The 26,324-nt window shown below is 70.8% G+C and carries 16 protein-coding genes and 1 pseudogene; 12 read left to right on the forward strand and 5 right to left on the reverse strand.

The features are described from left to right. Window positions 1-367 precede the first annotated feature (367 nt). The 10 genes and pseudogenes from KKZ08_RS28430 (at window position 368) to KKZ08_RS28475 (ending at window position 15,529) form a co-directional block, all read left to right on the forward strand. Window positions 368-5,774: pseudogene (locus tag KKZ08_RS28430) on the forward strand (HAMP domain-containing protein). A gap of 244 nt (window positions 5,775-6,018) precedes the next feature. Then, complete coding sequence (locus tag KKZ08_RS28435; RefSeq protein ID WP_223777136.1) at window positions 6,019-6,702, forward strand: response regulator; 684 nt, start codon at window positions 6,019-6,021, stop codon at window positions 6,700-6,702. A gap of 164 nt (window positions 6,703-6,866) precedes the next feature. Beyond that, window positions 6,867-9,650 carry a DNA translocase FtsK gene (locus KKZ08_RS28440; protein WP_223777137.1) on the forward strand — a complete coding sequence of 928 codons (2,784 nt, stop codon included), beginning with the start codon at window positions 6,867-6,869 and terminating at the stop codon, window positions 9,648-9,650. Between the two features lie 206 nt (window positions 9,651-9,856). Next, the gene (locus KKZ08_RS28445; protein ID WP_223777138.1) at window positions 9,857-10,759 is read left to right on the forward strand and encodes a RodZ domain-containing protein; all 903 of its coding nucleotides are present in this window, start codon (window positions 9,857-9,859) and stop codon (window positions 10,757-10,759) included. A 138-nt stretch (window positions 10,760-10,897) separates the two neighbouring features. After that, window positions 10,898-12,370, forward strand: coding sequence for a 30S ribosomal protein S12 methylthiotransferase RimO (gene rimO / locus KKZ08_RS28450; RefSeq protein WP_223777139.1), 1,473 nt, complete (start codon window positions 10,898-10,900; stop codon window positions 12,368-12,370). Beyond that, window positions 12,367-13,068, forward strand: a complete 702-nt coding sequence (gene pgsA / locus KKZ08_RS28455; RefSeq protein WP_223777140.1) for a CDP-diacylglycerol--glycerol-3-phosphate 3-phosphatidyltransferase — start codon at window positions 12,367-12,369, stop codon at window positions 13,066-13,068. The genes rimO and pgsA overlap by 4 nt, the downstream gene beginning before the upstream one ends. Then, window positions 13,065-13,646, forward strand: coding sequence for a CinA family protein (locus KKZ08_RS28460; protein WP_223777141.1), 582 nt, complete (start codon window positions 13,065-13,067; stop codon window positions 13,644-13,646). The genes pgsA and KKZ08_RS28460 overlap by 4 nt, the downstream gene beginning before the upstream one ends. Before the next feature lie 109 nt (window positions 13,647-13,755). Continuing rightward, window positions 13,756-14,130: a helix-turn-helix transcriptional regulator gene (locus KKZ08_RS28465; RefSeq protein ID WP_055529762.1), complete on the forward strand. Its 375-nt coding sequence runs from the start codon at window positions 13,756-13,758 to the stop codon at window positions 14,128-14,130. 328 nt (window positions 14,131-14,458) lie between these two features. Continuing rightward, window positions 14,459-14,929 carry a DNA starvation/stationary phase protection protein gene (locus KKZ08_RS28470; RefSeq protein ID WP_223777142.1) on the forward strand — a complete coding sequence of 157 codons (471 nt, stop codon included), beginning with the start codon at window positions 14,459-14,461 and terminating at the stop codon, window positions 14,927-14,929. Window positions 14,930-15,163: 234 nt separating this feature from the next. Beyond that, the gene (locus tag KKZ08_RS28475) at window positions 15,164-15,529 is read left to right on the forward strand and encodes a hypothetical protein (RefSeq protein ID WP_346657923.1); all 366 of its coding nucleotides are present in this window, start codon (window positions 15,164-15,166) and stop codon (window positions 15,527-15,529) included. Here KKZ08_RS28475 and KKZ08_RS28480 read toward each other — a convergent pair. The 4 genes from KKZ08_RS28480 to KKZ08_RS28495 all read right to left on the reverse strand — a co-directional run bounded on the left by KKZ08_RS28480 (window position 15,477) and on the right by KKZ08_RS28495 (window position 23,354). Continuing rightward, complete coding sequence (locus KKZ08_RS28480; RefSeq protein ID WP_223777143.1) at window positions 15,477-16,283, reverse strand: SDR family NAD(P)-dependent oxidoreductase; 807 nt, start codon at window positions 16,281-16,283, stop codon at window positions 15,477-15,479. The genes KKZ08_RS28475 and KKZ08_RS28480 overlap by 53 nt on opposite strands. A gap of 94 nt (window positions 16,284-16,377) precedes the next feature. Further along, complete coding sequence (locus KKZ08_RS28485; protein ID WP_223777144.1) at window positions 16,378-17,178, reverse strand: DNA-formamidopyrimidine glycosylase family protein; 801 nt, start codon at window positions 17,176-17,178, stop codon at window positions 16,378-16,380. 362 nt (window positions 17,179-17,540) lie between these two features. Continuing rightward, window positions 17,541-22,229: an ATP-dependent helicase gene (locus KKZ08_RS28490; protein ID WP_223777145.1), complete on the reverse strand. Its 4,689-nt coding sequence runs from the start codon at window positions 22,227-22,229 to the stop codon at window positions 17,541-17,543. A 150-nt stretch (window positions 22,230-22,379) separates the two neighbouring features. Beyond that, a complete protein-coding gene (locus KKZ08_RS28495) occupies window positions 22,380-23,354 on the reverse strand; it encodes a hypothetical protein (RefSeq protein ID WP_223777146.1) in 975 nt (324 codons plus the stop codon). A gap of 79 nt (window positions 23,355-23,433) precedes the next feature. Here KKZ08_RS28495 and KKZ08_RS28500 point away from each other — a divergent pair, with 79 nt between their 5' ends. Further along, window positions 23,434-23,628: a DUF3046 domain-containing protein gene (locus KKZ08_RS28500; RefSeq protein WP_127910735.1), complete on the forward strand. Its 195-nt coding sequence runs from the start codon at window positions 23,434-23,436 to the stop codon at window positions 23,626-23,628. Between the two features lie 104 nt (window positions 23,629-23,732). Beyond that, the gene (locus KKZ08_RS28505; RefSeq protein ID WP_223777147.1) at window positions 23,733-25,007 is read left to right on the forward strand and encodes an AI-2E family transporter; all 1,275 of its coding nucleotides are present in this window, start codon (window positions 23,733-23,735) and stop codon (window positions 25,005-25,007) included. 72 nt (window positions 25,008-25,079) lie between these two features. On the opposite strand, the gene KKZ08_RS28510 is transcribed toward KKZ08_RS28505, so the two are convergent. Next, window positions 25,080-26,216 carry a winged helix DNA-binding domain-containing protein gene (locus KKZ08_RS28510; RefSeq protein WP_223777148.1) on the reverse strand — a complete coding sequence of 379 codons (1,137 nt, stop codon included), beginning with the start codon at window positions 26,214-26,216 and terminating at the stop codon, window positions 25,080-25,082. Window positions 26,217-26,324 lie beyond the last annotated feature (108 nt).

Genomic DNA, 26,324 nt, shown 5'->3' on the forward strand with positions numbered 1-26,324 from the left:
GCGGCCGCCCCTCCGATGCCCGCTTGTTCGTGTACCACCGCCCTGGCCGGGCAGGACCGGGGTGGTTGGACAGCCGGATGCAAGGTTACTTACCTTCGCCGTCCATGCTGATGCCGGTCGTCGGTCTTTCCGCCCGGAGGGGTACGGACGGTATGCGAAGCTGCCGAACTGTTATGGCCTGGTTCTGCCATGGTGAAACACTGGGCAGGCTTCATGAAGGCAGCTCGAGCAGCCCAAGCAGTAGGTCAACCCTTGCGGGAGGGACACAGTGGAGTCTGGCGCAGCGACGCGGGGCACTAAGACGCGCGCGAAAGACGGACAGTCCCTGAACAAACAGCGCAAACCGCGCAATGGGGCGACTGCTTCCGTGGACGCGGCGGCCTTGAACCGGCTGCTCGCGGCCCTGGTGGCGATGCGGGACGGCAATTTCCGCAAGCGGCTCACGGTCTCCGGCGACGACGTCATGTCGCAGATCGCCGCGGTCTTCAATGAGGTCGCCGACCGGAATCTGCACCTCACCGGTGAGCTTTCGCGGGTCCGGCGCATGGTCGGGCGTGAGGGAAAACTCACGGAACGGCTGGAGGGCGGAGCGAGCGAGGGCTCGTGGGCGGCCGCGATCGAGGCGTCGAACGCCCTTGTCGACGATCTCGTACGTCCCGTCTCCGAGGTCGGCCGGGTCCTGTCCGCGGTGGCGGAGGGTGACCTGGAGCAGCGCATGGAGCTGCGGGCGCAAGGGGTGGACGGGAACGGCCATCCGCTGCGCGGGGAGTTCCTGAAGGTCGGCCGTACGGTCAACAACCTCGTCGATCAGCTGTCCACCTTCACTGACGAGGTCACGCGGGTGGCCAGCGAGGTCGGTACGGAGGGCAAGCTGGGCGGGCAGGCCCGGGTGCGCGGGATGTCCGGTTCGTGGAAGGACCTCACGGACTCGGTCAACACCATGGCGTACCGCCTGACGGCGCAGGTACGGGACATCGCGCTGGTGACGACGGCCGTGGCGAAGGGTGACTTGTCCCGGAAGGTCACGGTTCACGTCGCGGGCGAGATGCTGGAGCTGAAGAACACCGTCAACACGATGGTGGACCAGCTCTCCTCGTTCTCCTCCGAGGTGACGCGCGTCGCCCGCGAGGTCGGTACGGAGGGCGAGCTCGGCGGCCAGGCGCAGGTGCCGGGTGTGGCGGGCGTGTGGAAGGACCTCACCGATTCGGTGAACCTCATGGCCGGCAATCTCACCGCCCAGGTGCGTGGCATCGCGGAGGTGACCACGGCGGTCGCGAACGGTGACCTGTCGCGGAAGGTCACGGTGAGCGCGCGCGGCGAGGTCGCCCAGCTCGCCGAGACGATCAACCAGATGACCGAGACGCTGCGTACGTTCGCGGACGAGGTCACCCGGGTGGCGAACGAGGTCGGTGCCGAGGGGCAGCTGGGTGGTCAGGCCAATGTGCCGGGAGCGGCGGGCACTTGGAAGGATCTGACGGACTCGGTCAACACGGTCTTCCGCAACCTCACCACGCAGGTGCGGGACATCGCGCAGGTGACGACGGCGGTGGCCAACGGCGATCTGTCGCAGAAGGTCACCGTCGACGTCGCGGGCGAGATGCTCGAGTTGAAGAACACCGTGAACACCATGGTGGATCAGCTCTCCGCCTTCGGTTCCGAAGTGACGCGGGTGGCGCGGGAGATCGGCGTCGAGGGTGAGCTGGGCGGCCAGGCGCAGGTGCAGGGCGCGGCCGGTACGTGGAAGGACCTCACCGACTCGGTGAACACCGCCTTCCGCAACCTCACCGGTCAGGTGCGCAACATCGCGCAGGTGACGACGGCGGTGGCCAACGGCGATCTGTCGCAGAAGGTCACGGTGGACGTCTCCGGAGAGATGCTCCAGCTGAAGAACACCGTGAACACGATGGTGGACCAGCTGTCGTCCTTCGCCGACCAGGTCACGCGGATGGCGCGCGACGTGGGCACCGAGGGCCGGCTCGGCGGCCAGGCGCGCGTGGACGGCGTGAGTGGTACGTGGAAGGACCTCACCGACTCCGTCAACTTCATGGCCGGGAACCTGACGTCGCAGGTACGTCAGATCGCGCAGGTGACGACGGCGGTGGCGCGCGGCGACCTGTCGCAGAAGATCGAGGTCGACGCGCGTGGCGAGATCCTGGAGCTGAAGAACACCATCAACACGATGGTCGACCAGCTCTCCGCCTTCGCCGACCAGGTGACCCGGGTGGCCCGCGAGGTGGGCACCGAGGGGCGCCTCGGCGGTCAGGCGCAGGTGCCGGGCGTGGCCGGTGTGTGGCGTGACCTGACGGACTCCGTGAACGGCATGGCGGGCAACCTCACGGCCCAGGTGCGCAATATCGCGCAGGTCGCCACGGCGGTGGCGCGCGGTGACCTGTCGCAGAAGATCGACGTGGACGCGCGTGGCGAGATCCTGGAGCTGAAGAACACCCTCAACACCATGGTGGACCAGCTCTCGGCCTTCGCGGAGCAGGTCACGCGGGTCGCCCGCGAGGTGGGCACCGACGGCATCCTCGGCGGCCAGGCCGAGGTGCAGGGCGTCTCGGGCACCTGGAAGGACCTGACGCAGTCCGTGAACGGCATGGCGAACAACCTCACCCTCCAGGTGCGGAACATCGCCGAGGTCACCACGGCCGTCGCCATGGGTGACCTCTCCAAGAAGATCACCGTCGACGCGAAGGGCGAGATCCTCGAACTCGTCACGACCGTCAACACCATGGTCGACCAGCTCTCGTCGTTCGCCGAGCAGGTCACGCGCGTGGCCCGCGAAGTGGGCACCGAGGGGCAGCTCGGCGGCCAGGCACGGGTGCCCGGAGTCACCGGCATCTGGAAGGACCTGAGCGACAACGTCAACCTGATGGCCAACAACCTGACCAGCCAGGTGCGGAACATCTCCCAGGTCTCGGCGGCGGTCGCCAACGGCGACCTCACCAAGAAGGTCACGGTCGAGGCGCGCGGCGAGGTCGCGCAGCTCGCCGACACGGTCAACACCATGGTGACGACGCTGAGTTCGTTCGCCGACGAGGTCACGCGCGTGGCCCGCGAGGTGGGCACGGACGGCATCCTCGGCGGCCAGGCGCGCGTGCCGGGCGTCTCCGGTACGTGGAAGGACCTCACCGAGTCGGTGAACTCGATGGCGTCCAACCTGACCGGGCAGGTCCGCAACATCGCGATGGTGACCACCGCGATCGCCAAGGGCGATCTCACCAAGAAGATCGACATCGACGCCCGGGGCGAGATCCTGGAGCTCAAGACCACCATCAACACGATGGTCGACCAGCTGTCGTCCTTCGCCGAGCAGGTCACCCGGGTCGCCCGCGAGGTGGGCACGGAGGGCCAGCTGGGCGGCCAGGCACGCGTGCGTGACGTCGACGGCACCTGGCGCGACCTCACCGAGTCCGTGAACGAGATGGCCGGAAACCTCACCCGGCAGGTGCGTGCCATCGCCAAGGTCGCCACCGCGGTGACCCGGGGCGATCTGAACCTCAAGATCGAGGTCGACGCGGCGGGCGAGATCCAGGTCCTCCAGGACAACATCAACACGATGATCGCCAACCTCCGCGACACCACCCTGGCCAACAAGGAGCAGGACTGGCTCAAGGGCAACCTCGCGCGGATCTCGGGGCTGATGCAGGGCCGCCGGGACCTGGAGGACGTCGCCTCGCTGATCATGAGCGAGCTGACGCCGGTGGTCTCCGCGCAGCACGGCGCGTTCTTCCTGGCGATGCCCACGGACGACGCCAAGGATCTCGGGGGCGAGAACGAGGACGCGTACGAGCTGCGCATGCTCGGCAGCTACGGCTACTCGATGGGCTCCATGCCGACGTCCTTCCGGCCCGGCGAGACGCTGATCGGCACGGCCGCCAAGGAGCGGCGGACGATCCTCGTGGAGAACGCGCCCTCCGGCTACCTGCGGATCGCCTCCGGCCTCGGTGAGGCACCGCCCGCGCAGGTCATCGTGTTGCCGGTGCTCTTCGAAGGGACCGTCCTCGGCGTGATCGAGCTGGCCGCGTTCCAGCCCTTCACGCAGATCCAGAAGGACTTCCTCAGCCAGATCGCCGAGATGATCGCGACGAGCGTCAACACCATCAGCGTCAATACGAAGACCGAGGTGCTGCTCAAGCAGTCGCAGGAGCTCACCGAGCAACTGCGCGAACGATCGGCCGAGTTGGAGAGCCGGCAGAAGGCGCTCCAGGACTCCAACGCCGAGCTGGAGGAGAAGGCCGAGCTGCTGGCCCAGCAGAACCGCGACATCGAGGTCAAGAACACCGAGATCGAAGAGGCCAGGCAGGTCCTGGAGGAGCGCGCGGAGCAGCTCGCGGTCTCGATGCGCTACAAGTCCGAGTTCCTGGCGAACATGTCGCACGAGCTGCGCACACCGCTCAACTCCCTGCTGATCCTCGCCAAGCTGCTCGCCGACAACGCCGACTCGAACCTCACTCCGAAGCAGGTGGAGTTCGCCGAGACGATCCACGGCGCGGGCTCGGACCTGCTCCAGCTCATCAACGACATCCTCGACCTGTCGAAGGTCGAGGCCGGCAAGATGGACGTCTCCCCGACGCGCATCGCCCTGGTGCAACTCGTCGACTACGTAGAGGCCACGTTCCGCCCGCTGACCGCGGAGAAGGGGCTCGACTTCTCCGTACGCGTCTCCCCGGAGCTGCCCGCGACGCTGCACACGGACGAGCAGCGCCTCCTCCAGGTGCTGCGCAACCTCCTGTCGAACGCGGTGAAGTTCACCGACTCCGGAGCGGTCGAGCTGGTGATCCGGCACGCCAACAACGACGTGCCCAACGCGATCCGCGAGCAGCTCCTGGAAGCGGGCTCGCTGCGGGACGCGGGCGCCGACCTGATCGCCTTCTCGGTCACCGATACCGGCATCGGCATCGCGGCCAGCAAGATGCGGGTCATCTTCGAGGCGTTCAAGCAGGCCGACGGGACGACCAGCCGGAAGTACGGCGGCACCGGCCTCGGCCTGTCGATCAGCCGGGAGATCGCACGGCTGCTCGGCGGCGAGATCTACGCCCAGAGCGAGCCGGGCCGCGGCTCGACCTTCACGCTCTATTTGCCCCTGCACCCGAGCGAACTGCCTCCGCAGGGCTACGCGCAGCTCGCGCCCCCGCGCGCCACGGCCGAGCTGCCCGCCGCGGAGAGCGGCCCTACGGGCCCCGAGGCCCCCGCGCAGCTCGCCGGTGCCGAAGGAGCCGCAGACGGGCCCGGCGGCGCTCCTGCGGCGCCGTCGGCGCGCGGCGGCCGCGGCGTCCGGGACGTCCGTGGCGGAACAGCCGCCCGCGCAGCCGGTGGTCGGCGGCCAGGACCAGAGGCCGCAGGAGCAGTGGCCCGCGGGACAGGAGGCGTCGGCCGCGCGGCCGGGCTTCCACTTCGAGGGCGAGAAGGTGCTGATCGTCGACGACGACATCCGCAACGTCTTCGCGCTCACCAGCGTCCTGGAGCAGCACGGCCTGTCGGTGCTGTACGCGGAGAACGGCCGCGAGGGCATCGAAGTGCTGGAACAGCACGACGACGTGACGGTCGTTCTGATGGACATCATGATGCCGGAGATGGACGGGTACGCGACGACGACGGCGATCCGCAGGATGCCGCAGTTCGCCGGGCTCCCGATCATCGCGCTCACGGCGAAGGCGATGAAGGGCGACCGGGAGAAGGCGATCGACTCCGGAGCTTCCGACTACGTCACGAAGCCGGTCGATCCGGATCATCTGTTGTCGGTGATGGAGCAGTGGATGCGCGGTCAATGACCGAGAACCGGCTTCGTCACACGGAGTTGCTGACAGAGTGTGGCCGGAGTCGTGTAGAACCGCGGTATTCGGGGAACCTTCTGGTCTCCCACCGCGTTTCTGCTACGTGCACAGTGACATCGCGGTGACAGGGTGTGGCGACAGGCGGGGTGCGGCTACCATGACCGGCACAAGGACGGGCGGCGCAAGGGAGTCGTCCTCTGGGGCGGCGCCCGGTGTTTCGCCGGGGCGAGGAGGGCGGGCCATGGTGCAGAAGGCCAAGATCCTCCTGGTCGATGACCGGCCGGAGAATCTGCTGGCGCTGGAGGCCATCCTCTCTGCGCTCGATCAGACACTGGTGCGGGCATCGTCCGGGGAGGAAGCGCTCAAAGCACTACTCACGGACGACTTCGCGGTCATTCTGCTGGACGTGCAGATGCCAGGAATGGACGGTTTCGAAACCGCCGCGCACATCAAGCGGCGGGAGCGGACCCGGGACATCCCGATCATCTTCCTCACCGCCATCAACCACGGACCGCATCACACCTTCCGTGGCTATGCGGCGGGAGCGGTGGACTACATCTCCAAGCCGTTCGACCCGTGGGTGCTGCGCGCGAAGGTCTCGGTGTTCGTCGAGCTGTACATGAAGAACTGCCAACTGCGGGAGCAGGCGGCGCTGCTGCGTCTCCAGCTCGAAGGCGGCGGCAAGGCCTCGGCGGGCGACGCCAAGGAGCCGGCGGGGCTGCTCGCCGAGCTGTCGGCGCGGCTCGCGGCCGTCGAGGAACAGGCCGAGGCGCTCTCCAAACAGCTGGACGACGAGTCGGCGGACGCGGCCGCGGTCGCCACCGCCGCCCATCTCGAACGCAAACTAACCGGCCTGCGCCGGGCTCTTGACGCTCTGGAACCAGGCACCGGCAGCGGCGCCCCCTCGGTCCCCTCGCAGAACTGACGCGGCGCGTCGCCACGCGGACCCGGTGAGCCCCCGTCAGTTCACCGCGTCCTCAAGGGCGACACAAACGGGCGAAGGTGGGGGTCCCCCCTGTTCGAGCGAAGTCGAGAACTCGGGGGAGGGCACACGTGTCCGCAGTGGTCGACAACGGTAACCTCACACCCATGGCCTCACGTCAGCCCGCAGCCAAGAAGACGCCCGCGAAGAAGGCGGCCGCGCCGACGAAGGCTCCGGTGAAGAAGGCCGCAGGCAGGCCGCCCGCGAAGAAGACCGCGGCAAAGAAGGCGCCCGCGAAGAAGGCCCCGGCCAAGAAGGCGGTGGCGAAGAAGCCCGCCCCCAAGCCGGCCCCGAGCCCCACCAGCGGGCTGTACCGCCTGGTACGCGCGGTCTGGCTGGGCATCGCACACACGGTCGGCGCGCTGTTCCGTGGCATAGGGCGCGGCGCGAAGGGCCTCGACCCGGCGCACCGCAAGGACGGCCTCGCGCTGCTGCTGCTCGGCGTCGCGCTCATCGTCGCGGCGGGCACCTGGTCGAATCTGCGGGGCCCGGTCGGCGATCTCGTCGAGATCCTGGTGACCGGCGCCTTCGGCCGCCTCGACCTGCTGGTGCCGCTGCTGGTCGGCGCCATCGCCGTACGCCTCATCCGGCACCCGGAGCAGCCCGAGGCGAACGGCCGGATCGTGATCGGCCTCTCCGCCCTGGTCGTCGGAGTCCTCGGGCAGGTCCACGTGGCGTGCGGCTCGCCCGCCCGCAGCGACGGCATGCAGGCGATAAGGGACGCCGGTGGCCTGATCGGCTGGGGCGCCTCCACCCCGCTGATCTTCACCATGGGCGAGATCCTCGCGGTGCCGCTGCTGGTGCTGCTCACCGTCTTCGGGCTGCTCGTGGTCACGGCGACGCCCGTCAACGCCATCCCGCAGCGCCTGCGGCTGCTCGGCACCAAGCTGGGCGTGATCCAGCCGTATCCCGAGGCCGACGCGTTCTCCGACGACGACGAGCGCTACGACGAGCAGTGGCGCGAGGCCCTGCCCGCGCGCTCCTCGCGGCGGCGCACCGCCGCCCCCGACGCGTACGCTCCCGACCAGGTCGAGGAAGAGGCTCTCTCCAAGCGCCGCAGGCCGCGCAGGACTCCCGTACAGCCGGAGCTCGGCCGGCCCATGGACGCCGTGGACGTGGCGGCCGCCGCGGCCGCCGACCTGGACGGCGCCGTCCTGCACGGCATGCCGCCCTCGCCGCTGGTCGCCGATCTGACGCAGGGCGTCTCGGGCGAGCGGGAGGAGCGTGAGGAGCGCGAGGAGCGCGCGCGTACGGCCCCTGTACCGCCCGCGCGCGCCACGGACGCCCCCGTGCCCGGCAAGCTCAAGAAGAAGCCGCAGGCGGCCACCGAGGGCGTCGTGCCGGACCTCACCAAGTCCGCGCCCGACACCCCGCGCGAACTGCCGGCACGCGCCGAGCAGCTTCAGCTCGCCGGCGACATCACGTACGCGCTGCCCTCCCTCGACCTCCTGGAGCGCGGCGGCCCCGGCAAGACGCGCAGCGCGGCCAACGACGCGGTCGTGGCCTCCCTGACGAACGTGTTCACGGAGTTCAAGGTCGACGCGGTCGTCACCGGGTTCACGCGCGGCCCGACGGTCACGCGCTACGAGATCGAGCTCGGCCCCGCCGTGAAGGTCGAGAAGATCACGGCGCTGGCCAAGAACATCGCGTACGCGGTCGCCTCCCCGGACGTGCGGATCATCTCGCCGATCCCCGGCAAGTCCGCGGTCGGCATCGAGATCCCGAACACCGACCGCGAGATGGTCAACGTCGGCGACGTGCTGCGCCTCGCGGACGCGGCCGAGGACGACCACCCGATGCTGGTCGCGCTCGGCAAGGACGTCGAGGGCGGCTACGTCATGGCCAACATGGCGAAGATGCCGCACATCCTGGTCGCCGGAGCCACCGGCTCCGGTAAGTCGTCCTGCATCAACTGTCTGATCACCTCGATCATGATGCGGGCGACCCCGGAGGACGTACGGATGGTCCTCGTCGACCCCAAGCGCGTCGAGCTCACCGCGTACGAGGGCATTCCGCACCTGATCACGCCGATCATCACCAACCCCAAGCGGGCCGCCGAGGCGCTCCAGTGGGTCGTACGCGAGATGGATCTGCGCTACGACGACCTGGCCGCGTTCGGCTACCGGCACATCGACGACTTCAACCAGGCCGTGCGCGAGGGCAAGCTCAAGACGCCCGAGGGCAGTGAGCGGGAGCTTCAGGCCTATCCGTACCTACTGGTGATCGTCGACGAGCTCGCCGACCTGATGATGGTCGCGCCACGCGACGTCGAGGACTCGATCGTGCGCATCACGCAGCTCGCGCGAGCGGCCGGCATCCACCTGGTGCTCGCCACCCAGCGGCCTTCCGTGGACGTCGTGACCGGCCTGATCAAGGCGAACGTCCCCTCGCGGCTCGCCTTCGCGACCTCCTCGCTCGCGGACAGCCGCGTCATCCTCGACCAGCCGGGCGCGGAGAAGCTCATCGGAAAGGGTGACGGCCTCTTCCTGCCGATGGGGGCGAACAAGCCCACCCGAATGCAGGGCGCCTTCGTCACCGAGGACGAGATCCACGCGGTGGTCCAGCACTGCAAGGACCAGATGGCCCCCGTCTTCCGCGAGGACGTGACCGTCGGCACCAAGCAGAAGAAGGAGATCGACGAGGACATCGGCGACGACCTCGACCTGCTGTGTCAGGCCGCTGAGCTGGTCGTATCCACCCAATTCGGGTCCACGTCGATGCTCCAGCGCAAGCTGCGCGTCGGCTTCGCCAAGGCCGGACGGCTGATGGACCTCATGGAGTCGCGCTCCATCGTCGGCCCCAGCGAGGGCTCCAAGGCGCGTGACGTCCTGGTGAAGCCCGATGAGCTGGACGGAGTGCTCGCCGTGATCCGCGGGGAGGCTCAGCCCTGAGGAATCCGGGAGGCAACCGTTTCCCTTCGGCGTACGTCAAGTTGAGGGAGAGGGCGGCGTGATGTCGGGACGGCACGATGTGCCGCCATCAGGATGTCCGTCCCTTCCGATGGCGTACAAAGTCCGTCCGTCCGGTTGCCCCACCCTTTCAGGACCCCCCTAAACTGAACCTCCGGCAGGTGGCTACACGCTCGAAAGGCGCCCCCGTGTCCATCGGCAACTCCCCTGAAGACGACCGACCTTCAGACGACCGCCTCGACCGACTCCCCGGCCCGGCCGACGACAGCCCGGCGGACGACCGCCAGGCCGAAGACGCCCCGGCCGACGACCGGCCCTCGATCGGCCACGCGCTGCGGCAGGCCCGCGTCGACGCGGGCCTGACCGTGGACGAGATCAGCACGTCCACTCGGGTGCGCATCCCCATCGTGCACGCCATCGAGCAGGACGACTTCTCCCGCTGTGGCGGCGACGTCTACGCCCGCGGCCACATCAGAACGCTGGCGCGCGCCGTCCACCTCGATCCGGCGCCGCTCCTCGCGCAGTACGACGCAGCGCACGGCGGCCGCCCGCCTGTGCCCACCTCGGCGGCGCCCCTCTTCGAGGCCGAGCGCATCCGCTCCGATCCGCGCCGGCCGAACTGGACCGCCGCCATGGTCGCCGCGATTGTCGCGGTGATCGGCTTCGTCGGTTTCACCGCGTTCAACGGCGGTGACGACAGCAGTGGGTCGAAGTCGGTCGCCGAGGGCTCCGTGCCCGCCCCCACCAAGCCCGCGGACAAGCCCAAGCCCAACAAGCCCGCCGACCCCAAGCCCGACCCGTCGGACAGCGCCATCGCGGGCGTGCCCCGCGACAAGGTCACGGTCAAGGTCGACGCCGCCGACGGCCGCAGCTGGATCTCGGCCAAGGACCACAGCGGCCGCACCCTCTTCGACGGCGTCCTGGAGCAGGGCCAGGCCAAGACGTTCCAGGACAAGCAGAAGATCGACCTCATCCTCGGTGACGCGGGCGCGATCAACCTGTACGTGAACGGCAAGCCGGTCGAGAACGAATTCGAACCCGGCCAGGTCGAGCGCCTCTCGTACACGAAGGGTGACCCGGAGGTCGGCTGACCGGCCCCCTTTGGGCCGCTGACCAGCGAAGCGGCGCGGGCCGCGGTGACGTCCAGGTGACGTCCCGGCGGCCGCGTACCGACCGCCGGGTAACCCTGGCGGCGGGGGCCGAGGCGTGGACGAAGTAGTCTTGAGACCATGCCCGAACGCCGCACCGTCGCCCTTGTCACTCTTGGCTGCGCCCGTAACGAGGTGGACTCGGAGGAGCTCGCAGGCCGCTTGGAGGCGGATGGCTGGCAGCTCGTCGAGGACGCCGAGGACGCAGACGTCGCCGTCGTCAACACCTGCGGCTTCGTCGAAGCCGCCAAGAAGGACTCCGTCGACGCCCTGCTCGAAGCCAATGATCTCAAGGGTCACGGCAGGACCCAGGCCGTCGTCGCGGTCGGCTGCATGGCCGAGCGGTACGGCAAGGAACTCGCCGACGCGCTCCCCGAGGCCGACGGCGTGCTCGGCTTCGACGACTACTCCGACATCTCCAGCCGTCTCCAGACCATCCTGAGCGGCGGCAGCGTCGAGGCGCACACCCCGCGTGACCGGCGCAAGCTCCTGCCGATCAGCCCGGCGGAGCGGCAGGACGCCGGGGCCGGGGTCGCCCTGCCCGGGCACGCCCCGGTGGAGGCCCCCAAGGATTTGCCCGAGGGCGTCGCGCCCGCGTCCGGGCCACGCGCCCCGCTGCGCCGCCGCCTCGGCAGCAGCCCCGTCGCCTCGGTGAAGCTGGCCTCCGGCTGCGACCGGCGCTGCTCGTTCTGCGCCATCCCGTCCTTCCGCGGCTCCTTCATCTCGCGCCGGCCCTCCGACGTCCTCGGCGAGACCCGCTGGCTCGCCGAGCAGGGCGTCAAGGAGGTCATGCTCGTCTCCGAGAACAACACCTCCTACGGCAAGGACCTCGGCGACATCCGGCTCCTGGAGACGCTCCTGCCCGAGCTGGCCGCCGTCGACGGGATCGAGCGCGTGCGCGTCAGCTACCTCCAGCCCGCCGAGATGCGCCCCGGACTCATCGACGTACTCACCTCGACGGAGAAGGTCGCCCCCTACTTCGACCTGTCCTTCCAGCACTCCGCGCCCGGCGTGCTGCGCGCGATGCGGCGCTTCGGCGACACCGACCGCTTCCTGGAGCTCCTGGACACCATTCGGGCCAAGGCGCCGCAGGCCGGTGTCCGCTCGAACTTCATCGTCGGCTTCCCCGGCGAGACCGAGGGCGACGTCGCGGAGCTGGAGCGGTTCCTGACCGGCGCGCGCCTGGACGCCATCGGCGTCTTCGGGTACTCCGACGAGGAGGGCACCGAAGCGGCGACGTACGACGGGAAGCTCGACCAGGACGTCGTCGACGAGCGGCTCGCGCACATCGCGCGGCTCGCCGAGGACCTCACCTCGCAGCGTGCCGAGGAGCGGCTCGGCGAGAGCGTCCAGGTCCTCGTCGAGTCCCTCGACGAGGAGGACGGGCCGCTGGGCCGGGCCGAGCACCAGGCTCCGGAGACGGACGGCCAGATCCGTCTGACGGGCCCGGGCGCCTCCGAGGGTCTCCAGGTCGGCCGTATGGTCATGGCAAAGGTCGTCGGCACGGAGGGCGTGGACTTGGTGGCTGAATGTCCAGAGGAGGCCGGCAGATGACCGGAGTCCCGGCATCCGCGTCAGGCGGCTCCGGCGCGCACGGCGCTCCGGGCGCCAAGCCGGTGCGTGGCGGGAAGCTGGGCGCTGTGGCTGTCGATCAGGCCAGCCTGTGGAACGTGGCCAACCTGTTGACCATGCTCCGCCTGCTGCTCGTGCCGGGCTTCGTGATGCTGCTTCTCGGCAACGGCGGATATGACCCGGCCTGGCGCTCCTTCGCCTGGGCCGCCTTCGCCGTCGCCATGATCACCGACCTCTTCGACGGGCATCTGGCACGCACATACAACCTGGTCACGGACTTCGGGAAGATCGCCGACCCCATCGCCGACAAGGCGATCATGGGGGCCGCGCTGATCTGCCTGTCGTGGCTCGGGGACTTGCCCTGGTGGGTCACCGGGGTGATTCTCGGACGTGAGCTCGGCATCACCCTGCTGCGGTTCTGGGTGATCCGCTATGGAGTCATTCCGGCCAGTCGCGGCGGCAAGATGAAGACGCTCGCGCAGGGCACGGCGGTCGGCATGTACGTTCTCGCCCTGACGGGGCCGCTCGCGACACTGCGGTTCTGGGTGATGGCGGTCGCCGTCGTACTGACGGTGGTGACCGCGCTCGACTATGTGAAGCAGGCCGTGGTGCTGCGCAAGCAGGGCAGGGCCGAGGAGCGTACGGCGGCAACGGAGTCCGCCCGGGAGGCAGCGAAGTGACATCCCCCGGACTCTCGGCTGTCGCGGTGTCGGCGAGCAGGCTGCTGCGGCTCTTGGCCGCGCGCGGCGAGACGCTGGCCGTCGCCGAGTCGCTCACCGGGGGCCTGGTGGCCGCGGAGATCACGGCGGCGCCGGGCGCCTCGGTGGTCTTCCGGGGGTCCGTCACGGCGTACGCGACCGACCTGAAGCGGGACGTGCTCGGCGTCGAGGGCACTCTGCTGGACGAACGCGGAGCCGTGGATCCCGAGGTCGCCCGGCAGATGGCGGTCGGGGTGCGCAAGGCGCTGGGCGCCGACTGGGGTATCGCGACGACCGGTGTCGCGGGGCCCGACTCCCAGGACGGCAAGCCCGTCGGCACCGTCTTCGTGGCCGTCGCGGGGCCCGGCCTGGACGGTATGCGGGGTTACGCCGGTGGCGGAGCCGAGGGGAAAGTCGCCGCCCTGCGGTTGAACGGAGACCGTTCGGAAATCCGTATGGAGAGTGTACGGAGCGTGCTGACGCTGCTGCTGGAGCAGCTCGCGGACGAACCTGCCGGGAACGGGCGGGCACAGGATACGGAACAGAACGGGGGGAATTGATGTTTGCAGCCCTGAGTGAACACGACATCGCTCCCCGCACGGCCGCCGCACGAGGCGGTACGGTGGGGCGTGAAGGATGCGGCTACGCGGTCCGAGGAGGGAGCCACCGATGATTCTGCTCCGTCGCCTGCTGGGTGACGTGCTGCGTCGGCAGCGCCAGCGCCAGGGCCGTACTCTGCGCGAAGTCTCCTCGTCCGCCCGAGTCTCGCTCGGCTATCTCTCCGAGGTGGAGCGGGGGCAGAAGGAGGCTTCCTCCGAGCTGCTTTCCGCGATCTGCGACGCGCTTGACGTACGGATGTCCGAGCTGATGCGTGAAGTGAGCGACGAACTGTCGCTCGCGGAGCTGGCTGAGTCTGCAGCAGTCACGGAACCGGTGCGCGCGCCGGTTCGCCCGATGCTCAATTCCGTCTCCGTGGCCGGTGTGCCACCGGAACGGGTGACGATCAAGGCGCCGGCCGAGGCGGTGGACGTCGTCGCGGCGTGATGACGCCGTGGTGTGACGTGTGCTGACCGCTGACGTGCTTCCTGGCTGAGCGCTCATGCGTGTGAAGGTCCCGACCGGGTACCCGGTCGGGACCTTCTGCGTTCCCCGAAGGGACGGACGTCCCGTGTAGAAGCTCCGGGACGGGACAGAAGACCACTTAGTCGGGTTGACGCCCGTTAACCGGCTTGAAGCCCGCAAACCGGGTTTAAGCACGTTAATCGGATTGAAGCCCGGAAGTGGTTTGAAAGCCTCTAATCAGCCATATTGGCTTACTTGTGCCATGGTTGATGAGGGTTTCACTCGTTCGTCGATGAGTTGGAGGAGACAGATGTACGTCGCCAAGAGCCCGCTGTCCGACGCGGATCAGAAGACGGTCTCGGAGGCGCTGCAGGGCGCGCTGGTGGACCTGGTCGACCTGTCGTTGGTGGCCAAGCAGGTCCACTGGAATGTCATCGGGCCGCGTTTCCGCTCCGTACATCTGCAGCTGGACGAGGTCGTCGACACCGCGAGGCAGCACTCCGACACGGTGGCGGAGCGTGCCTCCACGCTCGGTGTCTCGCCCGACGGGCGTGCGGCGACCGTGGCACAGAGCAGCGGCATCGGCAAGACCCCCGAGGGCTGGATCAAGGACGCGGACGCGATCGGGGTGCTCGTGGACGCGCTGGGCGCGGTGATCACGCGCTTCCGTGAGCGGATCGACGCGACCGGTGAGGCGGATCCGGTCAGCCAGGACATCTTCATCGGCATCACGGCCGATCTCGAGAAGCATCACTGGATGTTCCAGGCCGAGAACGGCTGAGAACGGCCGAGAAGGGCCCAGAACGGTTGAGAAGGGCTGAGAAGGCCTGGCGGAGTACGGGGTGGTGTGGCGCGCCGCCGGTGGTGTGGCGTAGGGGCCGTAGTGCTTCCCGCGCCGTCGGCGCGCCCTCGGATGCGCCCTCCCGCGGGATGAACCGGGGGGCCTAGCGTCGATCTCGCGTGGCGGGAGGTGAGAGCCGTGACGGCCGTGCGCCGAATAGTCGTGACGTGGCGGGTGGTGCGGTGGGCGCCTCTCGTCGCGGTCGGCGTGGTGTGGTGGTGGGGAGTACTGCGGCTCGCCCTCGCGCCCGACGCGGGGGCGTTGGAAGGGGCGGCCGCGGCTGGGGGGTGGGGGTTGAGTCTGCTTCCCGTGCACTGTGTGCCGAAGGGGCGGGCGGAGGGGCGGGCGAAGGGTGCAGGAGCTTCGGGGGTGCGGGCGCGGTCGGCTTCGCGGCGTGCGGGGGCGGCTTTGAAGCGCGCGGGGGCGACTTCGAGGCGTGCGGGGCGCAGTGCCTGGCGGGAGCGGGTCGCCGGGGTGCGGTGGCGTGCTACCAAGGCATGGCGACGCCGCCGTTCGGGCGGAGGATCTGGCCCGTCGTGAAGGACGAGGCGTCGGACGCGAGGTACAGCACGGCGTGTGCGATGTCGTCCGGTTCGCCGACGCGGCCCAGGGGTGACATCCGTGTCATGACCCCTTCCGTATGCGCCTGGGCCTGGGTGTCGTGGCGCTCGGTCATCGGAGTGCGGATCCAGCCCGGCGCCACGGCGTTGACCCGGATGGCGTGCGGGCCGACCTCCGTCGCCAGGGTCTTCGTGAGCTGTACGACGGCTGCCTTCGACGCCCCGTAGCAGAGGAGTCCGGGGCCGCCGGTGTCCACGGCTCCCGAGGCCATGGTGATGATGCTGCCGCCCCTACCCGCCTCGATCATGACTCGGGCCGCGGCCTGGCACGCGTACAGGACGCCCTTGAAGTTGATGTCCAGAACCCGGTCGAGGTCCTTATCGCGAGTCTCCAGGACCGGGCTGCTGTGCATGATTCCGGCGATGGCCGCCATGATGTCGAGTCGGCCGGTGCCTGTGCCGGTGCCGGTGTCTGTGCCGGTGGTGGCCGCGGCTTGCGCGACGGCTCGGTCGATCTGTTCTTTGTCGGCGACATCGAGTTCGTGGGCGTGGGCCTCGCCGCCGGCCGCCTTGATGAGCGCCGTGGTCTCGTGGAGTTTCCGGGCGTCGCGGTCGGCGCAGTGGACGGTGGCGCCTGCCTCGGCCAGGAGCAGAGCCGAGGCGCGGCCGATGCCGCTCGCGGCGCCGGTGACGAACGCGGTGCGCCCGGTGAGGTCGTACGCCTTGACGGCCATGACGGGACGGTACGGCTGAGCTGACGGGGCGTCAACTAGGTGTGTGCGGCGGCCTGGGTTTGGGCCTGGGCGTGTGTGCCGGGGGAGGGGTACGTCAGGGGGTCGGGCCCTGCTGGCAGGTGGGGCACCAGTAGGTGGGGCGGCTGCGGGAGCCGTCGCCCTGCTCCGCCACGCGGATCGAGGTGCCGCAGCGCAGGCAGGGGCGGGGCGCGCGGCCGTACACGTACAGGCGCTGACCGGTGCGGGGGCGGCCGGTAGTGGTGCGGGAAGGGCGGTCGCGGTTGGCTTCCAGAAGCTTCTTGGCGAGGCCGGGCAGGCGGGCGGCCGTCTCCTCGGGGAGTTCACCTACGGGGAGCCAGGGGGTGGTGCCCAGGAGGAAGCAGAGTTCGCTCTTGTAGATGTTGCCGATGCCCGCGAGGTTGCGCTGGTCCAGGAGGGCCTCGCCGAGGGCGCGCTCGGGCGTCGCGAGGACGTTCTCCAGCGCGCGCTCGGGGTCCCAGTCGGGGCCGAGGAGGTCGGGGCCCAGGTGGCCCACGGCCTTGTCCTCGTCGGCGGTACGGAGCAGGTCGAGGACGGGCAGGCGGTAGCCGACGGCGGTGCGCTCCGCGGTGCCGAGGATCGCCCGGATCTGATGCCCTGGGCCGCCGCGCCAGGGCTCCCCGGGGGCGTAGATGCGCCAGATGCCGTCCATGCGCAGGTGCGAGTGCAGGGTGAGCCCGCCCTCGATCCGGGTGAGGAGGTGCTTGCCGCGTGCGGTCACGTCCAGGACGGTGCGTCCGGTGAGGTCGACCGTCGCGAGCTTGGGGACGCGGAGGTCGGAGCGCGTGAGGGCGTGCCCGGCGAGGGCGGTGTGCAGACGCCGGGCTGCCTGGTGGACGGTGTCACCTTCGGGCATGGGTCCAGGGTGGCATGGAGGGGCGGGGTGGGGGGTGGGGCGGGGTGGGTTGGTGGGTGCGGCGGCTGGGCGCTGGGCGGGTGCCGTTGGTGGGGCGCGGGCGTTGGCGGTGGGGCCGGGGTGTGTGGGAGCCCGCGGTCCTGGGCTGGGCTGCGTCGGGGGTGCGGGCTGGGTCAGGGGCAGGGGCAGCCCTGAGCTGAGTCCGGGCTGAGCTCGGGTTGGGCCGGGTTTGGAGGCGCCGCCCTGCGCTGAGTCCCCGGCTAGGCCGGGCGTGAGGGCGCAGCCCTGCGCTGAGTCTGCGCGGGGCCTGCGGCTGGCCGTGAGGCTCGGCCTGGCTGGCCTGCGGCGGACGTGGGGAGGAGCTATGCGCGCAGTCGCAGGCCCCGGGGGGTGGCGTGGAAGCCGGCTCCTTCCAGGAGGGGCGCGAAAGGGGAGGTCAGGGCCGCGGCGCCGTTGATCCGCTCCACCGTGACCGTGCCGAGCGAGCCTGCTCGGGCGGCTGAGGCCAGGGCTTCGGCGGCGACGTGCAGGCGGGGGTCCTCGGTGACTGGGTCCTCCGGGGTCGCGGGCCAGGCCAGGAGCGTCTTGCCGCCGCGCTCCATATAGAGCGTCAGTTCGCCGTCGACCAGAACCACCAGGGAGCCCGCCTTGCGGCCGGGCTTGTGGCTCGCGCCGGCCGGTGGCTCGGGCCAGGACAGGGCGGCGCCGTACGCGTTGGCGGGGTCGGCGGCGGCGAGGACGACAGTGGCCTGGGCGTCGGAGGGCCGGGTGCTGTCCGTACGCTCCCGGGTGTTCGCCGTGGCGCGCAGGCGGTCCACCGCGCCGTCCATCGCGAACTGGGCCGCGCCGAGCCCCTCCACGACGTAACCCCGCCGGGCCTGACCGCTGTCCTCGAAGGCGGACAGGACCCGGTACGTCGCCGAGAAGCCGCCTTCCACGCCTTCGGCGGCCACCGCGCCGCGGGTGACCACGCCGTGCCGGTCCAGGAGGGTGCGGGCCAGGGCGTGGGCGCGCAGCGTCGGGTCGGGCTCACGCTCCGGGAGCAGCGACCAGCGGCCCGCGACCGTCGGGGGGCCGGTGCGGGAGACGGTGCGCGAGGCGGTGCGGGCGGCGGCGGTCAAGGAGCCGTAGCGCCCGCGCGGGATGCCTCGCTTGGCGCGGTGGGCCGTGGAGCCCGCGGTGCGCCCGGAGCCGAGGAGCGAACGCATCGGGGCGAGCGTGTCGTTCGTGAGCCGTCCTGACCAGGCCAGCTCCCAGATCGCGTCGGCCAGCTGCGGATCGGAGGCCTCCGGGTGCGTGGTCGCGCGGACCTGGTCGGCGATCTGGCGGAAGAAGAGGCCGTACCCCCCGGAGAGGGTGTCCAGCACGGACTGGTGCAGGGCCGTGAGCTCCAGGGGGTGAGCCGGCGGCAGGAGCAGCGGTGCCGTGTCGGCCAGGTAGAGGGAAACCCAGCCGTCCTTTCCCGGCAGGGACCCGGCGCCCGCCCAGACCACCTCGCCGGCCGCGGTGAGTTCGTCGAGCATGGCGGGGGTGTAGCCGGAGACGCGCGAGGGCAGAACGAGCTTTTCGAGGGCGGAGGCCGGGACGGTCGCCCCCTGCAATTGCTCGACGGCGCGCACCAGCCCGTCGATGCCGCGCAGCCCATGGCCGCTCAGGTGCTGCCACTGGGGCAGGAACTGGGCGAGCGCCGACGGAGGCACCGGCTCCAGCTCATGCCGCAGGGCCGCCAGGGAGCGACGGCGCAGACGGCGCAGGACCGTGGCGTCGCACCACTCCTGGCCGATGCCCGCGGGGTGGAACTCTCCCTGTACGACACGGCCGTTCGCCGCGAGGCGTTGCAGCGCGCCCTCCGTGACCGCGGTCCCGAGGCCGAAGCGGGCGGCGGCGGTGGCGGAGGTGAACGGGCCGTGCGTGCGGGCGAAGCGGGCCAGGAGGTCACCGAGGGGGTCCTTGACCGGCTCGGTGAACGCTTCGGGGACCCCCACGGGCAGGGCCGTGCCGAGGGCGTCCCGCAGGCGGCCCGCGTCCTCGATCGCCGCCCAGTGGTCGGCCCCGGCGATGCGGACCCGGATGGCGCGGCGGGCGGAGCCCAGCTCGGCCGCCCACTCGGCCTCGGCGCCGCGCTCGGCCAGCTCGGCATCGGTGAGCGGTCCGAGCAGCCGCAGCAGGTCGGCGACACCTTCGGAGTCCTTGATCCGCCGGTCCTCCGTGCGCCACTGGAGCTCCTGCTCCAGCTCGGCGAGGACGTCCGCGTCGAGCAGCTCGCGCAGCTCGGCCTGGCCGAGCAGCTCCGCGAGCAGATGGGAGTCCAGGGAGAGGGCCGCCGCGCGCCGCTCGGCCAGGGGGGAGTCGCCCTCGTACAGGAACTGCGCCACGTATCCGAACAGGAGGGAGCGGGCGAAGGGGGAGGGCTCGGGGGTGGTGACCTCGACGAGGCGGACGCTGCGGGACTCGATGTCGCCCATCAGTTCCGTGAGGCCCGGTACGTCGAAGACGTCCTGGAGGCACTCCCTGACGGCCTCCAGGACGATCGGGAACGACCCGTACTCGCTCGCGACTTCGAGCAGTTGGGCGGCGCGCTGGCGCTGCTGCCACAGAGGGGTGCGCTTGCCGGGGCTGCGGCGCGGCAACAGCAGGGCGCGGGCGGCGCACTCCCGGAAGCGGGAGGCGAACAGGGCCGAGCCGCCCACCTGGTCGGTGACGATCTGGTTGACCTCGCCCTTGTCGAAGACGACGTCACCGGCGCCTACGGGGGCCTTCTCCGCGTCGTACTCCACAGGGGGCCCGGTCGGGTCCTGGTCGAGGAGGTCCAGGCCCATCAGGTCGGCGTCCGGCAGGCGCAGCACGATGCCGTCGTCGGCGTGCATGACCTGGGCGTCCATGCCGTACCGCTCGGTCAGGCGGGCGCCCAGGGCGAGGGCCCACGGGGCATGTACCTGGGCGCCGAAGGGGGAGTGCACGACGACCCGCCAGTCGCCCAGCTCGTCACGGAACCGCTCGACCACGATCGTGCGGTCGTCCGGGATGTGTCCGCAGGCCTCGCGCTGTTCCGCGAGGTACGACAGGACGTTGTCGGCGGCCCAGGAGTCGAGCCCCGCGGCGAGCAGCCGCACGCGCGCGTCCTCCCGCGAGAGCGCGCCGACCTCCCTGAGGAACGCGCCGAGCGCACGGCCCAGTTCGAGCGGGCGGCCCAGCTGGTCGCCCTTCCAGAAGGGCAGCCGGCCGGGGACACCGGGAGCGGGGGAGACGAGGACGCGGTCTCGGGTGATGTCCTCGATGCGCCAGGAGCTGGTGCCGAGCGTGAAGACGTCCCCGATCCGGGACTCGTACACCATCTCCTCGTCGAGCTCTCCGACGCGGCCGCCGCCCTTCTTCGGGTCGGCGCCCGCGAGGAAGACCCCGAAGAGGCCGCGGTCGGGGATCGTGCCTCCGGAGGTGACCGCGAGGCGCTGCGCGCCGGGCCGCCCCGTGACCGTGCCCGCCACGCGGTCCCAGACCACGCGGGGCCGCAGCTCCGCGAAGGCGTCGGAGGGGTAGCGGCCCGCGAGCATGTCGAGGACGGCCGTGAAGGCGGACTCCGGGAGCGAGGCGAAGGAGGCGGCCCGGCGGACCACCGTCAGGAGGTCGTCGACCTGCCAGGTGTCGAGCGCGACCATCGCCACCAGCTGCTGCGCCAGCACGTCCAGAGGATTGGCCGGGACGCGCAGCGACTCGATGGAGCCCGTGCGCATCCGCTCCGTGACGACGGCGGCCTGGACCAGGTCGCCGCGGTACTTGGGGAAGACGACCCCGGTGGAGACAGCGCCCACCTGGTGGCCCGCGCGGCCCACGCGCTGGAGCCCGGAGGCGACGGACGGCGGCGACTCGACCTGCACGACCAGGTCGACCGCGCCCATGTCGATGCCGAGCTCCAGGCTGGAGGTGGCGACGACGGCCGGCAGCCTGCCCGCCTTCAGGTCCTCCTCCACCTGGGCGCGCTGCTCCTTGGAGACCGAGCCGTGATGGGCGCGCGCCAGGACCGGCGGGGCGCCCTTGGCGGCGCCTGACTCGGCCATCAGCTCCGCCGGGGAGTGGTCCTCGGGGAGGGCCTCCCCGGTCGTCCGTTCGTACGCGATTTCGTTGAGGCGGTTGCACAGGCGCTCGGCCAGGCGGCGGGAGTTGGCAAAGACGATCGTCGAGCGGTGCGCCTGGACGAGGTCGGTGATGCGCTCCTCGACGTGCGGCCAGATCGAGGGACGCTCCGCCGCCGGGCCCCCGCCGTCCCCGGAATCGGCGACCGGGGAGCCGCCCAACTCGCCGAGATCCTCGACCGGCACGACCACCGAAAGGTCGAATTCCTTGCCGGACGGCGGCTGGACGATCTCCACCTTCCGCTTCGGGGAGAGATAGCGCGCCACCTCGTCCACCGGCCGCACCGTCGCCGAGAGGCCGATGCGACGCGCGGGCTTCGGCAGCAGCTCGTCCAGCCGCTCCAGGGACAGGGCGAGATGGGCGCCGCGCTTGGTGCCCGCGACGGCGTGCACCTCGTCGAGGATCACCGTCTCGATGCCGGTGAGCGCTTCCCGTGTGGCCGAGGTGAGCATCAGGAAGAGCGACTCGGGGGTGGTGATCAGGATGTCCGGCGGGCGGGTCGCCAGGGCACGGCGCTCGGCGGCAGGGGTGTCACCCGAGCGGATGCCGACGCGCACCTCCGGCTCGGGCATGCCGAGGCGCACGGCCTCTTGGCGGATGCCGGTCAAGGGACTGCGCAGGTTGCGTTCCACGTCGACCGCGAGGGCTTTGAGCGGGGAGACGTACAGCACCCGGCAGCGCTTCTTCGGGTCCGCGGGCGGCGGGGTCGAGGCCAGCTGGTCCAGCGCGGCCAAGAACGCGGCCAGGGTCTTGCCGGATCCCGTGGGCGCCACGACCAACACGTCGGACCCCTCGGCGATCGCCCGCCACGCGCCGGTCTGGGCGGAGGTGGGCGCGGAGAAAGCCCCCGTGAACCAGCCGCGGGTCGCGGGGGAGAACGCGTCGAGGGCGCCGTGGGCACCGGACGTGGAGCTGACCATGACCCCATCGTGCACCCCGCCACTGACAACGGCGTCGACCTGCGGAAATGGTGTCGCGCCGGGGGCGAGGAGAGGGGGCCGGCGACGAGGGGTGACGGCCGCCGGTGCCGCCCGCCCTGTCGCGATGCCGACCCGAGGGCGGCCGACGACTCAGTCGATGGGCCGCCCGTACGCCCGCAGGGTGCGCAGCGCCTCGATCGTCACGATCGGACGCGACTCGAAGGCCGTGCCCGGCGCCCACTGCCGCCAGCGGATCGGCCAGCCGCCGTCCTCCTGCTGTTCCCGCGCCAGGAAGTCCAGCGAGCGCTCCATCTCGGCGTCGGTGAACCACGCGCGCGCGAGCGACTCGGGGGCCTTCGCGAAGTCGTGCGGGAAGTGGTGCTCGCCCGGCGCGTACCCCGGCGACACCGGATACGCGTCCAGGTCATCCGGGTCCAGCGCGGCCAGGCGCTGCTCGCGCACGAGGCGGCCGAGGCGGTCGGCGGCGGCCTGCGCGCGCGAGCGGTCGGGCACGCCGTCCAGGAAGGCGACCGCCGCCTGGACTTCGTAGGGGTGCGACTTCTCCAGCGATTCGACGGCCGCCCAGCAGAAGTCCGTGGCCCGGAAGAGCCAGGCGTGCCACACGTCGTTCCGGTGCAGCAGGCCCACCACGGGTCCGGTGGCGAGCAGCTCGCTGGGCGGGTCGTCCACGATGGGCACGAACGGCGCCGAAGGGTAGCCACGCTGGCTGGGATGGATCGCGGGGAGAGCACCCTCAGGTGTCGAGACCGCCGTCAGATAGCGGCACACGCGCTCCACCCGCTGCCCGCCGCAGCGTCGGATCGAGTCCAGGACCCGCAGCGCGTGCCCGGTGTGCAGCGGCTGGCTCACGGGGCCCCGCAGATCGGGTTCGAGCGCGTAGCCGTACCCGCCGTCCGCGGTGGCGTACGCGGCGAGGGCGGTCTCCACCGCGTCCGCGGCCTGGTCGCGGCCCGTGCCGACGGCCTTCGTGGGGAAGTGGTACGCGAACCGCCGCTGCTCCAGGACGCGCGCGGTGAGCCAGACGAAGTGCTCGGCGCGGGCTACCGGGGAGGGCGCCGCGTCGGGGGAGGGCACTGGGTCGGGGGATGCTCCGGTTTCGGCCATGTCCCGACCGTAGGGCGGAAAGCGGCCCCGGCAAGCCCCCTGAGCCCGGCTGCACTCTCAGGGGCGCGATACTGAAGGCATGCGGTTGACGGTTTTCTGGCAGCGGATGGCGGCTCACTTCGGAGCGGGGTACGCCGACTCGTTCGCGCGCGATCATGTGATGTCGGAACTGGGCGGCCGTACGGTCAATGAGGCGCTGGACGCGGGCTGGGACGCCAAGGACGTGTGGCGCGCGGTCTGCACGGCCATGGACGTACCGGCCGAAAAGCGCTGACTTCAGGGCGGTTGGTTCACGCCGAAGGGCACCACGCGCGCGTGAGCCGTCCCGAGATGCGGGGGCGGCGGCCGTTTGCCGGCGGCGTGGGCGAGACTGGGCCCGTGGCATCCACAGACGAGACCGCGCAGGTCACCCAGGACATCGCTCCGTTCGGCACGCCGCCGCCCCCGCGGCCCCCCGCCGATGCCGAGGCGGGGAACGGCGCCCACATGCCGCGCTGGCTGCCACGCGCCATGGTGCTCGCCCTCGCGCTCATCGCCTGCTTCCAGCTGGGCAGTTGGGCCTTCCACCAGCTGACCGGGCTGCTGATCAATGTCCTGATCGCGTTCTTCCTGGCCCTCGCGGTCGAGCCGGCGGTGAGCTGGATGGCGGCACGCGGGCTGCGCAGGGGCTTCGCCACGTTCATCGTCTTCATGGGCGTCATGATCGTGAGCGCGGGCTTCGTCACGCTGATGGGCTCGATGCTCGCCGGACAGATCGTGGACATGGTCGAGGACTTCCCCGACTACCTCGACAAGGTCATCAGCTGGATCAACCAGACGTTCCACACGGACCTCTCCCGCGTCGAGGTGCAGGACAGCCTGGTCCACTCCGACTGGCTCCAGAAGTACGTGCAGAACAGCGCCAGCGGCGTCCTGGACGTCTCCGCGCAGGTCCTCGGCGGCCTCTTCCAACTCCTGACGATCCTGCTGTTCTCGTTCTACTTCGCGGCCGACGGACCGCGGCTGCGGCGCGCGCTGTGCTCGGTGCTGCCGCCCGCCAGGCAGGCCGAGGTGCTGCGCGCCTGGGAGATCGCGGTCGACAAGACCGGCGGCTATCTGTACTCGCGCGGGCTGATGGCGCTGATCTCCGGGATCGCCCACTACATCCTGCTCCAGACGCTCGACGTCCCCTACGCGCCCGTGCTCGCGGTGTGGGTGGGCCTGGTCTCCCAGTTCATCCCCACCATCGGCACGTATCTGGCGGGCGCCCTGCCGATGCTGATCGCCTTCACGGTCGATCCCTGGTACGCGCTCTGGGTACTGATCTTCGTCGTGATCTACCAGCAGTTCGAAAATTACGTGCTGCAGCCGAAGCTCACCGCCAAGAGCGTGGACATCCACCCCGCGGTCGCCTTCGGGTCGGTCATCGCGGGGACGGCACTCCTCGGAGCGGTCGGTGCGCTTATCGCCATCCCCGCCGTCGCGACCCTTCAGGCCTTCCTCGGGGCGTACGTGAAGCGGTACGACGTCACCGACGACCCCCGGGTGCACGGTCACCGGCGCAGGGTCGGACCGACCCTCCTCGCGCGCGTGCGGCGCGCTTTGCGCGGGCCGAATGAACCGGGGGCGGCGGCGGAGTCCGAGACGAGGCCGAAGCCGGACGGGCGTCCGTAGGCTGCGGCGGGCGTCGGCGGGACCGACGTCCAGAGCACCTCAGCAGGACAGGAGGCCCCACACCTCCGCTCGCTATGCCAGCAACCGGACCTCGGCCTCGGGGAGCTTGGCCCACCAGTAATGGTGGCGGCTGTAGACCTTCGTCCCGCGGCCGGTGAGGAGCGCCAGCAGGGAGCGGGCCTCCGTGGCGAGCCCGTCCCAGGTCGCGGAGGACAGGGGATGGAAGGCCGTGGCCTCGATGGCGCCGTCCACCTGCCGCCACACCCCGGCGACACGGCCGTCCACCAGCAGGGTGGGCAGCACGTCGCCGTTGTTGCGGATCACCAGGGGGCGGTAGGCCGGGGGTATCACCCGGCTGCGGTCGGCGTAGGCCAGCAGGACGCTGTCCCACATCGCCAGAAGACGGGGCGGGGCGGGTGTGTCCGCGGCCGGGCGAGGAGCGCCGGGGAGATCGAAGAGGGTGCCGCCGTCCGGCCCCTGGAGCGCCTCGACGGTCCCCTCCAGGGTGCGGAGTGCCGCACGGACGGGCGCCCTCTGCACCATGGAGAACTGGGCCATGTCCGCCACTGAAGCGGGCCCGAAGCCGGCCAGGTACCGCAGGAGAAGGGCGCGCAACGCCTCCGGCCGCACCGCCCGCCCTGTGGGAGGGGGCCCGGCATCGGCCGCCACGAAAGACGGCCGGACGCCGAACGACCACGGGGCGCCGGTCGCGGCGTGGTGCAGCGGCGCGTAGGCCTTCAGTCCCCACCACGCCCCGGCCGCCTTCTCGGCGCCGAGCCGCTCCTCGACCCACGCCTGCATCTCGGCCGAGGTCCGCGGGCGGTCGGCGAAGGCCAGCAGCTCCGGCACCAGCTCCTCGCCGTCCGCGGGCGTCAGGCCCGTCGCGGCGAAGCGGTAACCGAGCCGGGAACCGTACAGCGTCGGCTGCATCGCCTCGCGGAAGTCCCGGTAGTCCGCACCGTGCACGGTGTGCAGCGTGATCCGCATGAGGGTCGCCTTGATCACCGTGCGCTCGGTGAAGGCGGCGTCGAGCTCGCCGGGAGCGAAGTCGGCGAGCCGGTTCCAGAGCGCGACGTACGGCGAGGCCGGGTGCTGCGCTTGGAGCGCGACCACGCGCCGTATCCCGTCCTGGACGGTCAGTGGCTCGCGCTTCAGCAGCAGCTGGCGGCTGAGGGTGGCCCGGTTGAGTTCGTCCGCGGTGATCATCACAGCGGAGGATTCTGCCTCGCGGCACCGCGCCCCAGCCAGGGTTCGGGCCACCGTCCCGGATCGCCGGGCGGTGCGGCGTGCCACGCTTGACACTAAAATCGAACATCC

Source organism: Streptomyces sp. 135 (genome assembly GCF_020026305.1).
In the GTDB taxonomy this organism is placed as follows: domain Bacteria; phylum Actinomycetota; class Actinomycetes; order Streptomycetales; family Streptomycetaceae; genus Streptomyces.

Coding starts and splice junctions, on each gene's coding strand:
- KKZ08_RS28435 (WP_223777136.1), top strand. CDS start 6,019: ATGGTGCAGAAGGCCAAGATCCTCCTGGTCGATGACCGGCCGGAGAAT.
- KKZ08_RS28440 (WP_223777137.1), top strand. CDS start 6,867: ATGGCCTCACGTCAGCCCGCAGCCAAGAAGACGCCCGCGAAGAAGGCG.
- rimO (WP_223777139.1), top strand. CDS start 10,898: ATGCCCGAACGCCGCACCGTCGCCCTTGTCACTCTTGGCTGCGCCCGT.
- pgsA (WP_223777140.1), top strand. CDS start 12,367: ATGACCGGAGTCCCGGCATCCGCGTCAGGCGGCTCCGGCGCGCACGGC.
- KKZ08_RS28465 (WP_055529762.1), top strand. CDS start 13,756: ATGATTCTGCTCCGTCGCCTGCTGGGTGACGTGCTGCGTCGGCAGCGC.
- KKZ08_RS28470 (WP_223777142.1), top strand. CDS start 14,459: ATGTACGTCGCCAAGAGCCCGCTGTCCGACGCGGATCAGAAGACGGTC.
- KKZ08_RS28480 (WP_223777143.1), bottom strand. CDS start 16,283: ATGGCCGTCAAGGCGTACGACCTCACCGGGCGCACCGCGTTCGTCACC.
- KKZ08_RS28485 (WP_223777144.1), bottom strand. CDS start 17,178: ATGCCCGAAGGTGACACCGTCCACCAGGCAGCCCGGCGTCTGCACACC.
- KKZ08_RS28490 (WP_223777145.1), bottom strand. CDS start 22,229: ATGGTCAGCTCCACGTCCGGTGCCCACGGCGCCCTCGACGCGTTCTCC.
- KKZ08_RS28495 (WP_223777146.1), bottom strand. CDS start 23,354: ATGGCCGAAACCGGAGCATCCCCCGACCCAGTGCCCTCCCCCGACGCG.
- KKZ08_RS28500 (WP_127910735.1), top strand. CDS start 23,434: ATGCGGTTGACGGTTTTCTGGCAGCGGATGGCGGCTCACTTCGGAGCG.